Source organism: Gemmatimonadetes bacterium SCN 70-22 (assembly GCA_001724275.1).
Lineage (GTDB): Bacteria > Gemmatimonadota > Gemmatimonadetes > Gemmatimonadales > Gemmatimonadaceae > SCN-70-22.
In genome coordinates, this window is record MEDZ01000027.1 from 59,120 (window position 1) to 69,731 (window position 10,612).

Consider the following 10,612-nt stretch of genomic DNA (forward strand, 5'->3'; position numbering starts at 1 on the left):
CTGCCCTGGCTCGGGTCACCGTGTTCTCACCTGCTCTCACCTGCGTACGTTCGTTCGCGGTTCCTCCGATGTGGGCGGTCAACAGCCTGCGCGAATTGCCCGACGGCCGCCTTCTCATCAGTGCACTTGACGTTGCCACGCGCAAGACCCTGCATGTGATGTCGCGCGCCGGCACGCCGGTTCTGTCCTTCGGCGACGTTGCGATTCCACCAGACGTTGCACAGTACGCCACGAGTCTTCTGGGTGGCCGTGCACTCGTGCTCGACTCCTCCATCGTGCTCAGTCACAAGTCCCCGTTTCGCATCGACGTGTACGACCTTCGAGGACAACTTCTGCGTCGGTGCGAGGGGCGCGCACACGCGACCACGGAACCGCGCGCGGCCATCTCCCGCGATGGCGCATCCGTTTCGCTACAGTGGAAGAAATTCGTGCACTCGACCGGCTTCCTTCGAGGGCCCACGGCTGGCGAGGTCTGGAACGTGATCACGGATCAGACGAGCGGCCGTACGACCGTGCAAGCGGTCGACATCCACCGCTGCGCCATGCTGCGCGAGCGCAGCCTGCCGGTGCCGCTGTTCCTTAATAATGCCAGCGCCGATGAGGTCGTTGGGGTGCTGGAGTCGGACTTTCCGGAGGTGATCGTCCATCGGAGTGCAGGCCGTGCGCGCAGGTGAGTTCGCGAGGTATTCGCTCCATCACCGCGCTAAGCCGACATCGCACGCCCGCGCCTCCTCGCGTTCGTTCACAGCATCCCTAGCAGCTGTGCCGGCGGTGGCAAGCCTGCCTTGCGGTGACTTCGCTCCAAGCTCCGCCGAGTCACACCCGCTCGGAACGCAATGCTCTTGACGTTGGCGCGTCCGGGATCGGAAGCCGCCCACGACCATGCGTTGCGAACATGGGCCGGCAGCCCGGTCAGATCCAGCGCTGCCGACATGACACACCACCCCACACAACGTGGACCTGAGACGATGTCGCGGATGAGCCCCGGAATCTTCTCGTCGTCGACGCCCCGCACCGCGATTTCGCACTCGATCAGCCGCGCCAGCAGGGCCACGCCACGCATGGACGAAGCCGTCGGATGTCCGAAGAGCACGACCTCCACGGGCGCGACACTCGTCTCCGTCAGGACCCGGAGCCGGGTGGCGATCCGCGGGTCGGCGGCGACATGAGCCGGGTCCAGCACAATCACGCACGGACGGGCTCTGCTCGCCGCAAGGCGCGCGTACAACGCGCGCTCATCGCCAACGCCGACGACCGTCAACGGCCAATCTTCGTCCGTGCTCTCAGGCGAGCCGACGGCCAAGGCCTTTCGAATCAGTTCTCTTGCGGCATGGTCGGCCCATACAAGAACGAGCCCTCCCGCCGCTCCCCGCCTCCACCACTTACGGATCATGTTCTCGCCCCAACTGAGCGCCACGCCCCAGTTTCGCCCAGAATCGCCCGACAGGCAACCCTTCCCCAGCTCCCGATGACAGATGTAGCGTATCCGTGCTACCCCGGTCGATCCGCGCATCCCGGCGCGGAGAGGTACATCACACCTGCCCTTCAAAGGACCCTGGTGTCGCCCTCCCTCTCGGCTTTCACTTTCGGACACCCCCCACGGCGCGCCCTCGCTTTCGCCCTGCTGATCGGCGTGGCCAGCGCCTGCGCCAAACTCCGCGGCGCAGGCACCAGCGACTCGGCCACTGCCGACTCCGCAGCCGCAATCGCCGACACCTCGGCCACGCCACGCGCAGCGCTCGCCCTCCCGGTCGCCGTCGCCGAGGTCCGCGACGGCGACCTGGTCCTCACCGTGACCACGACTGGCCAGGTGCGCTCCGACGGCGAAGCGATGCTCAAGGCCGAGGTGGCCGGGACGGTGGAGAAGGTCCTTGTCCGCCCCGGCGACCGCGTTAGGCGCGGCGCCCCCCTCGTCACCCTCGATCCGCGCCCCTTCGACCTCGCCGTCGCCGAGGCGCAGGCCGCGGTCGACGAGGCCCAGGTGCGCTACTACGACGCGGTCGCGCCCGACTCCATCGTCCTCGGGCGCCCGCCCAGCGAGGACCAGCGCCGCATCGCCCTCACCCGCTCGGGGCTGCAGACCGCGCGCGTGCGCCTCGAGCGCGCGAAGCTCGACCGCGAACGCGCCACCATCACCGCCCCCTACGACGGGATGGTCGACCGGGTCGACATCTCGCAGGGCGAACGGGTCGCCGCCGGCGCCAGCATCACCCGCGTCGTCAACCTCGACGCCCTCCGCATCGAGGCCTCGGTCCTCGAACACGACCTCCCCCTCATCAAGGAGGGCGGCTCGGCGGTGGTCACCTCCGCCGCTGCACCTGACGAGGCGGTCACCGGGCGCATCACCGCCGTCCTCCCGGTCATCGACTCCACCACCCGCTCGGGGCGCGCCTACGTGCGCCTTGCCGGTGGCGGCAAGCTGCGCCCGGGGATGTACGCCGACGTCCGTCTCGAAGCCTCGCGCCTCCCCAACCGCCGCCTCGTCCCCGCTCGCGCCGTCATCGAACGCGACGGCCGCCCCCTGGTCTTCGTCGTCAAGGACGGCCGCGCCCAGTGGGTCTACATCCAACCGGGACGCACCAACGGCATCGACACCGAGGTCCTCCCCGACTCGGCCACCGGCCAGATCCCGGTCGAAGTCGGCGACGAGGTGATCGTGGAAGGACACCTGACGCTGACGCACGATGCGCCGGTCAGGAAGGTGCAGGCCGAGACGGGAGACGGGAGGCGGGAGACGGGAGTCCTGCCGGCGCGGAGGAGGGCGACGCGACCCTAGGACAATCATCTCGACGACACTCCATCGCGCTAACGCCGGGCAGCGCCGGCCCCTGGCCGACGCTCTCCCGTCTCCCCACTCCCGTCTCCCGTCTCCACACCTTGTCCCTCCCCCGCGCCGCCGTCACCCGCCCCGTCTCGACGATCGCCTCCGTCCTCGCGGTCGTCCTGCTCGGCTCGGTCTCCCTCGGCCGCACGCCGGTCTCCCTCCTCCCCGACGTCCAGCTCCCCGTCCTCACCATCCGGACGCTCTACACAGGGGCCGCCGCCGAGGAAGTCTCGCGCTTCATCGCCGAGCCGGTGGAGGAGGCCATCGCCGCCACCCCGGGGCTGGTGGAGCTGCGCTCCGTGAGCCGCAACGGCGAGGCGACGACGACGGCGCGCTTCGCCTGGGGGACGGACATGCAGACGACGCTGCTCAACGTGCGCGAGCGGCTGGACAACGCCCGCTCACAGCTCCCCGAGCGCGCCGAGCGCCCCACCCTCCTCACCAGCGACCCGGGGGAGCGACCGATCGCGGTGCTCTCGATGTCGCTCGCCGGCGACATGCGGCAGCTGGCCCGCACCGCGGAAGACGTGCACGCGCGCCGCCTGGAGCAGATCGCCGGGGTGGCCTCGGTCGCCGTCGTCGGGGCGCCGGAGGACGAGGTCCGCATCGAGGTCGACCCGGCGCGCATGCGCGCCCTGGGGCTCACGCCTAACGATGTTTCGGCCGCCGTCCGTGCCGCCAACGTGAGCGGCGTCGGCGGGACGATACGGCGCGGGCAGTTCCGCTTCTCGGTGCGCACCCTCACGGAGTTCCGCACGCCGGACGAGATCCGCGACGTCCCCGTGGGCCCTCCCGGGAGCGGGATCACCCTCAAGGACCTGGCCACCGTCACCACGACGATCGCCGACCCCAAGACCCTCACCCGCTTCGACGGCAAGCCGGCGGTGGGGCTCGTGGTCTACAAGGACGCGGGGGCCAACACGGTCGCCGTCACCCGCGAGATCCGGTCGGTGGTCGCGCAGCTGCAAGGAGAGTTCCCCGCGGTCGCCCTCACGATCGTCGCCGCCCAGGCCGATTTCGTCGTCGACGCCCTGACCAACCTGGGGCAGGAGATCGTGGTCGGCGGCATCCTGTCCATCCTGGTCATCGTCCTCTTCCTGCGCGACTGGCGCCTCTCGCTCGCCATCGCCACCATGGTCCCGCTCTCGGTCCTGGTCGCCCTCGTGATCCTCCAGGCGCTGGACGTGACGATCAACGTCCTCTCGCTCGGCGGGCTGGCGCTGGGCGTGGGGCTCCTGGTGGACAACGCCATCGTGGTGGCGGAAGCGGCGGCCCGCAAGCGCGAGGAGGGGCTCACGCTCTTCGACGCGGCGATCGTCGCCACCGAGGAGGTGAGCGGCCCCCTCATCGCCGGGACCCTCACCACGCTCCTCGTCTTCGGCCCCATCATCTTCGTGCGCGGGCTGGCGGCGACCCTCTTCCGCGACCTCTCGCTGGCGGTGGTGACCAGCGTCGGGGCGTCGCTGATCCTGGCGTTGACGCTGATGCCGGTGATGGTGGTGGGACGAAGACGGGACAGGGGAGGCGGGAGACGGGAGGTCGACGGCGCGCGGCTCACGACGCGCGAGCGCAGCGAGCACTCCCGTCTCCCGTCTCCCGACTCCCGCCTGTCGTCCCTCGGCCACTATTTCGAGTCGCTCTACGAGCGCGGCATGCGCTGGTCGCTCGCCAACCCGCGCCCCATCTTCCTCACCACCATCGCGGTGAGCGCCCTGACGGTCTGGGTCACGATGCGCCTCCCGCGCGAGATCCTGCCGCAGGTGGACGAGGGGATGGTCGTGGCGGCGTTGCACCTCCCGGAGGGGACCGCCATCGAGGCGACCACGCAGCAGGTGGCGCGCATCGAGGCGGCGGCGCGGTCGCTGGGGGCGACGGGGATCTACGCCCGCGTCGGCATCGCCACCGACGAGGAGATCCTGGCCGGCGCGGAGCCGGGCTCCTCGGCCACCGCGCAGCTCCTGGTCCCCGTCCCCGGCGGCGCATCGGCGGCGCGCTTCGCCGACCGCCTGCGCGCGGCGCTCCCCGACCTCGCCCAGGGGGCGCTGGCGCTCGACCTCGCGGGGCAATCGGAGTTCGGCTCGCTCATCGGGCGCGAGGGACGCCTGGTGCGCGTCGAGCTGAGCGCCCGCACCCTGGCCGAGGCGGCACGGTGGGCCGACAGCGTGCGCACCCGGCTGCAGGGCATCGCGTCGCTGGCCGACGTGCGCGACCCCAACGGCGGGATGCAGCCGGTGGTGGAGGTCTCGCTGCGGCGCGAGCTGCTGGCCGAGCGCGGCATCGCGGTCGACGCCGTCGCCAACGCGCTCGCGGGCGGGCTGGGCGGGGTGGCCTCGAGCGACTTCCGCGAGACCGACCGGCGCACCCCGATCTCGGTGCGCTTCGCGGGAGCCAGGAACGAGGACCTCGGCGAGGCCATGGCGACCCCGGTCCAGGGGATCCCGATCGCCCAGCTCGTCCACGCCGTGGAGCGACAGGCACCGATCGAAGTGGTCCGCGTGGGGCAGCGCCCGGTGGCGGTGGTGGAGGGGCTCATCGAGCGCGGCGGAACGCGCAACGCGGTCGACGACGTGCGCGCGGCGATGACCTCTTTGCAGCTGCCGAGCGGCGTGACCTGGGAGATCAGTGGCGCCAACGCCGAGCAGGAACGCACCACGCGCGAGCTGGCCCTGGTGGCCTGGCTCTCGGTGGCGCTCGTCTTCCTGGTCCTGGCCGGCGAGTTCGCCTCGTTCACCGTCCCGCTCGTCGTGATGCTCACCGTCCCCCTGGCCGCCGTGGGCGGGATCCTCTTCCTCTGGATCACCGGACAGTCGCTCAATGCGGTGGCGCTCATCGGCATCGTCGTCATGATCGGGATGGCCGACAACGAGGCGGTGGTCAAGCTCGACGCCATCCGCCGCTTCCGCGAGCAGGGGCACTCCATCGAGGACGCCATCATGCTGGGCGGGCACCAGCGCCTGCGGGCGATCGCGATGACGAGCATCACGACGATCACCGGTGTCCTCCCCCTCGTCTTCGGCGTCGGGAGCGGGGGGGCGCTGTACCAGCCGCTGGCGGCCGGGGTCATCGGGGGATCGGTCTCGGCGCTCCTGGTGACGTTCTTCGTGCTCCCGACGGCGTACGCGGTCCTGGAGCGGAGACGGGAGACGGGAGACGGGGGACGGGAGGTCGGAAGCTCCCGCCGCAGCACCCGTGAACACTCCCATCTCCCGTCGCCCGGCTCCCCCCCTTCCGCATGATCCGCGCAGCCGTCTCCCGTCCCGCCGTCGTCTGGGCGGCCGCGGTCACGTTGCTGCTGGCCGGGCTCGTGTCCTTCACCCGCCTCCCGCTCGCCACCCGCACCTCCGTCGAGCTCCCCCGCCTCACCATCGCCTCCACCTGGACGGGGGCCTCGGCGGAGCTGGTCGAGATGTACGTCTCGTCGCCCATCGAGGCGGCCATCCAGTCGGTGCGCGGGGTGCGCAAGACGCGCTCGGAGTCGTCCGAGGACGGGGCGCGGATCACGGTGGAGCTGGAGCCAAACGCCGACGTGCAGCTGGCGCGGCTCTCGATCCTGGAGCGCATCGAGCTCCTGCGCCCCGACTTCCCCCCCGGCGTCACCTCGCCGCGAGTCAGCAACTACGTCCCGCAGGAGCTCTCCGAGGAGGACCTCCTCACCCTCACCATCTCCGGCCCCTACACCGCCGGGACGCTGCAGAAGATCGCCGACGAGCAGGTGGAGCCGCGCCTGAGCGCCGTCCCGGGGGTGGGGAGCATCGGTGTGCAAGGGGGGACCGAAGCCGGCGTCTCGGTGACCTACGACCCGGCGCTCTTCCGCCAGCTCGGGATCTCGCCGCAGGCGTTAGGCGACGCCATCGCCGGGGCCCGGGTCGTCCGGGCGCTGGGAACCGAGCAGCGCGGCGCCAACGAGCGTCCGGTGGTGATGCGAGACCAGCCCGGCGCGGTCGAGGAGCTGGCCAACCTCCCGATCGTCGGGCGCGGGGGGAAGCCGTTCACCCTCGGGGCGCTGGCTTCGGTGCGCCCGGAGGAGGACACGCGCGGCTTCTTCTTCCGCATCAACGGCCAGCCGGCCATCGCCATCAGCGTGTCGCGACTGGCCGGGGCCGACGCCATCAAGACGGCGGGCGCGGTGCGCGACGCCCTCGGCGAGCTGGAACGGCGCCTCCCCACCGCGGTGAAGCTCAACGTGGTGTACGACGACTCCGTCGAGCTCGCCCGCCAGCTGCGCGACCTCCTCGTCCGCGGGGCGGTCGCCTTCGGACTCGTCCTCGTCGTCCTCCTCGCCCTGTTGCGCGACTGGCGCGGGACGGCGCTGGTGATGCTCAGCGCCTCGGTCTCGGTGGCGGGGACGGCGTTGCTCCTGTACCTCCTCGACATCCCCGCCAACCTCCTCACGCTGGCCGGCCTCGCCATGGGGATCGGGATCCTGGTGCAGGACGGGCTCATCGTCATGGACCGGCTGGGGACGGTGGCCGACACCCCCGCCGACCGGGCGCGCGCGGCGCGGGCCATCGCCCCGGCCGTCACCGGCGCCACGCTCACCACCGCCGTCGTCCTCTTCCCCTTCCTCTACCTGCAGGGGAACGCCCGCGCCGCCTTCGTCCCGTTCGCCGCCGCCTTCACCATCGCGTTGGGGTGGTCGCTGGTGGCCTCGGTGGTGATGCTCCCCGCCCTGGCCCGCGGGCATCGCGTGCACGAGGCGTCGTTCCCGCGCTCGCGGCGACGCTACGCGCGGCTCGTCATCGGCGCCATCCGCTGGCGCTGGGCCACGCTCGCCCTCACCGTCGCATCGTTAGGCGTCCTGGGGTGGGGCTTCGTGCAGAAGGTCCCGCGCTTCTCGTTCTCCGGCTTCGGCGAGCAGCGCACCACGCTCAGCGCCTTCATCAACTTTCCGCGCGGGAGCGACCCGGCCTCGCTCGACGCCGCCATGCGCGAGCTGGAGACCCAGGTCGTCGGGCGCCCCGGGGTGGAGCAGGTGACGGCGCAGAGCTACGGCGGCTTCGGCGCCGGCATGCGCGTCCTCTTCCGCCGCGACGCCGAGTACACGGCGATCCCGCAGGAGCTGGAGGAGGCGCTGACGCAGCGCGCGGTCTTCATCGGCGGCGCCTCGGTCTCGGTGCGCGGCCAGGGCCCCGGCTTCTCGTCGGGGATGGGTTCCGTCTCCTCGGCCACCTTCCGCATCAAGGTCCTCGGCTACTCGTTCAGCGGCGTCGAGCGCCTGGCGACCGACCTCAAGGAGCGGCTGGAGCGCATCCCGCGCGTGCGCGACGTGGACATCAACTCGTCGTCGTTCTTCTCGGCCGGGCGGGCGTATGCGGTGACCATCGAGCCCGACCGGGGCGCGCTCGAGCGCTATGGCGTCACCGCGGCCGACTTCTCCCGCGCCGTGGCCCGCGAGGTGCGAGGCCCGGTGGGGCGGCAGCTGCTGGAGATCGGCGGCGACGAGATCCCGGTGACGGTGAAGGCCCGGGGGGCGCGCGACCGCTCGCTCGACGAATTGCGCGACGCCATCGTCCCCAATCCCGCCGGGGCGCCGGTGACGATCGCGTCGCTGGCGCGCGTCGACGAGCGCGAGGCGCTGAGCGCCATCTCGCGCGAGGACCAGCAGTACGTGCGCATCGTGGCCTACGAGTTCCGCGGCCCCAACAAGCTGGCGCAGCGCACGCACGACGCCTTCATGAAGTCCATCGCGGTCCCGCCCGGCTACTCCGTGGCCGACGCCGGCTTCGGCTTCTTCGAGCCCGACGAGTCGGAGCAGGGGCTGTGGCTCGTCTTCGCCATCGGCGTCACCCTCGTCCTCCTGGCCGTGGCCATCGTCTTCGACTCGGTGTGGGCGGCGGCAATGACGTTCCTGTCGCTCCCCATCGCGTTGGGCGGGGTGATCGCCGCCTTCTGGCTGGCCGGTGCCGCCTTCACGCGCGAGGCCGCGGTCGGGGTCATCCTGGTGGTGGGGCTGGCGGTGCACCAGGCCATCCTCCTCATCGACGCCGCGCTGCAGCGCCGCCGGCAGGGAGCGGCCCACCGTCAGCTGCATCGCCTGACCCCGCTGCGCGCGGTGCGGGCGGCGGTGGACCGCGCGGGGATGATCGTCCTCGTGACCCTGGCCTCGCTCGCCTCGCTCGTCCCGCTCGCCATCGGCGAGAAGGTCGACACGCTGTTCGGCGCCATCGCCCTGGCCACCGCCGGGGGGACACTGGCGGGGACGCTGGCGGCGATGGTGATTCTCCCGGCGCTCGCGGTTCGGCGGGCGCCGCGCGCCTGACGCCCTCCCCATCCTCGACACGCCCCCACCCCCACGCCCCCCATGCGCATCCATCGCCGCACGGCCCTCGTCCCCGCGCTCACCCTCCTCCCCGCCCTCGCCGCCGCGCAGGCGCCCACGCGCACCGACGCCGAAGTCGACCGCCGTGCGCGCGACATGGAGGCCAGGGTCGTCGCCTGGCGGCGCGACATCCACCAGCACCCGGAGCTCGGCAACCGCGAGTTCCGCACGTCCAAGCTCGTCGCCGAGCACCTGCAGAAGCTCGGGCTCGAGGTGAAGACCGGCGTGGCACACACCGGGGTCGTCGGGATCCTGCGCGGCGGGAAGCCGGGGCCGGTGGTCGCCCTCCGCGCCGACATGGACGCGCTCCCGGTGGCCGAGGAGGTGGACCTCCCGTTCAAGTCCACCGTGCGCGCGACGTACAACGGCCAGGAGGTGGGGGTGATGCACGCCTGCGGGCACGACAACCACGTCGCCATCCTGATGGGGGTGGCGGAGATCCTGGCCGGGATGCGCTCGCAGCTGCAAGGAACCGTGAAGTTCGTCTTCCAGCCGGCGGAGGAAGGGGCGCCCGCCGGCGAGGAGGGAGGCGCCGGCCTCATGCTCGAGGAGGGGGCCTTCGACAATCCCAGGGTCGACGCCGTCTTCGGGCTGCACGTCTTTCCCTTCGAGGTGGGGAAGGTGGTGTATCGCGCCGGCGGGCTGATGGCGAGCGGCGACACCTATCGCGTGGTGATCCGGGGGCGCCAGACGCACGGCGCCCTCCCCTGGAACGGGATCGACCCGATCACCATCTCGTCGCAGGTCATCTCCAACCTGCAGTCCATCGTCAGCCGCACCGTCGACCTCACCCTCACCCCGGCCATCGTGACGGTGGGGTACATCCGCGGCGGGGTGCGCGTGAACATCATCCCCGACTCGGTGGAGTTCGGGGGGACGATCCGCGCCTTCGACGAGGCGACGCGCGACTCGATCCTGGCGCGCTTCCGGCGCATCGTCACCGCGACGGCGACGGCCAATGGCGCCACCGCCGAGATCCGCATGGAGCGCGGGACGCCGGTGACCTGGAACGACCCGGCGCTCACCGAGCAGATGGTCCCGTCGCTCCGGCGCGCGTTAGGCGCGTCGCAGGTGGAGATGGGGCGGCAGACGACGACGTCGGAGGATTTCTCGCTCTTCCAGAAGGCGGCCCCGGGGCTCTTCGTCTTCCTCGGCATCACCCCCAAGGGGGCCGACCCGGCCACCGTCGCCCCCAACCATTCGCCCCGCTTCTACGCCGACGAGGGGGCGCTCGTCCCCGGGATGAAGACCCTGTCCACGCTGGCCATCGACTACCTGGCGATGCACGCCGGGAAGCCGAAGATGTGAGGCGTCAGAGCACCTTCTCGGTCGACGCCGACCGCGAGGGGGCGCGGAGCATGGCGAAGATCAGCATGACGGCGCCGACCGTCACCCCCATGTCGGCGACGTTGAACGTCCAGAAGCGCAGGTCGCCGACCCCGATGTCGATGAAGTCGACGACGCCGTGC

6 protein-coding genes are annotated in these 10,612 nt (G+C 71.6%); 5 read left to right on the forward strand and 1 reads right to left on the reverse strand.

Translation table 11 applies throughout. The features are described 5' to 3' along the window. Positions 1-68 precede the first annotated feature (68 nt). Entirely contained in the window at positions 69-674 is a 606-nt protein-coding gene (locus tag ABS52_13790) for a hypothetical protein (protein ID ODT02488.1), read from the forward strand. 68 nt (positions 675-742) lie between these two features. Here the strand turns inward: ABS52_13790 and ABS52_13795 are convergent, their stop codons facing one another. Further along, on the reverse strand, positions 743-1,303 hold the full coding sequence (locus tag ABS52_13795) for a hypothetical protein (protein ODT02489.1): 561 nt from the start codon (positions 1,301-1,303) through the stop codon (positions 743-745). A 330-nt stretch (positions 1,304-1,633) separates the two neighbouring features. Here ABS52_13795 and ABS52_13800 point away from each other — a divergent pair, with 330 nt between their 5' ends. The 4 genes from ABS52_13800 (at position 1,634) to ABS52_13815 (ending at position 10,451) form a co-directional block, all read left to right on the forward strand. Beyond that, positions 1,634-2,776 carry a hypothetical protein gene (locus tag ABS52_13800; protein ID ODT02490.1) on the forward strand — a complete coding sequence of 381 codons (1,143 nt, stop codon included), beginning with the start codon at positions 1,634-1,636 and terminating at the stop codon, positions 2,774-2,776. Positions 2,777-2,877: 101 nt separating this feature from the next. Further along, positions 2,878-6,060 (forward strand): hypothetical protein, encoded by a 3,183-nt coding sequence (locus ABS52_13805; protein ODT02491.1) that lies wholly within the window; start codon positions 2,878-2,880, stop codon positions 6,058-6,060. After that, positions 6,057-9,083, forward strand: a complete 3,027-nt coding sequence (locus tag ABS52_13810) for a hypothetical protein (protein ID ODT02492.1) — start codon at positions 6,057-6,059, stop codon at positions 9,081-9,083. Before ABS52_13805 ends, ABS52_13810 begins: the two co-directional genes overlap by 4 nt. 42 nt (positions 9,084-9,125) lie before the next feature. Next, the gene (locus tag ABS52_13815) at positions 9,126-10,451 is read left to right on the forward strand and encodes an N-acyl-L-amino acid amidohydrolase (protein ID ODT02493.1); all 1,326 of its coding nucleotides are present in this window, start codon (positions 9,126-9,128) and stop codon (positions 10,449-10,451) included. Positions 10,452-10,612 lie beyond the last annotated feature (161 nt).

What these genes read in the sequence shown, in the direction of transcription:
- ABS52_13815 (ODT02493.1), top strand. Translation starts at nt 9,126, where the DNA reads ATGCGCATCCATCGCCGCACGGCCCTCGTCCCCGCGCTCACCCTCCTC.
- ABS52_13790 (ODT02488.1), top strand. Translation starts at nt 69, where the DNA reads ATGTGGGCGGTCAACAGCCTGCGCGAATTGCCCGACGGCCGCCTTCTC.
- ABS52_13810 (ODT02492.1), top strand. Translation starts at nt 6,057, where the DNA reads ATGATCCGCGCAGCCGTCTCCCGTCCCGCCGTCGTCTGGGCGGCCGCG.